The organism is Bacillus pseudomycoides DSM 12442, assembly GCF_000161455.1.
GTDB lineage: Bacteria > Bacillota > Bacilli > Bacillales > Bacillaceae_G > Bacillus_A > Bacillus_A pseudomycoides.
In genome coordinates, this window is record NZ_CM000745.1 from 5,459,625 (window position 1) to 5,459,953 (window position 329).

At 35.9% G+C, this 329-nt stretch carries 1 protein-coding gene; it reads left to right on the plus strand.

Features of this window, described 5'->3' with window-relative positions; all coding sequences use genetic code 11:
• Window positions 1–304 (plus strand): MFS transporter (locus BPMYX0001_RS27645; protein ID WP_157753677.1); only part of this gene is annotated, 304 nt, incomplete at its 5' end.
• Window positions 305–329: the final 25 nt, after the last annotated feature.

A 329-nucleotide genomic window follows, 5' to 3' on the forward strand; every position in this document is an offset into this window, starting at 1 on the left:
AGTTCTAGCAATGACAAATGGGATTGTTGGACTAGTTATTACAGCTATTTTGTATGGGATTGGATTCGGATCAGCACAACCTGCTCTTCAAGTAGCCATGATACGATTAACTTCACCAGAGAAAAGAGGAATAGCGAACGCTACATTTTTTACTGCTTTTGATTTAGGGATTGGTTTAGGGTCCATTCTTCTAGGATTTGTTTCACAACTCATGGGATATCAAATGCTATTCATTGTTTGTGCTGTCTCTGGGTTTGTTAGTCTGTTAATTTTTATTTTGTTTGTAAAAAAGACGCTAACATAACTTTTAAACTTACGAAAAAAGCGCT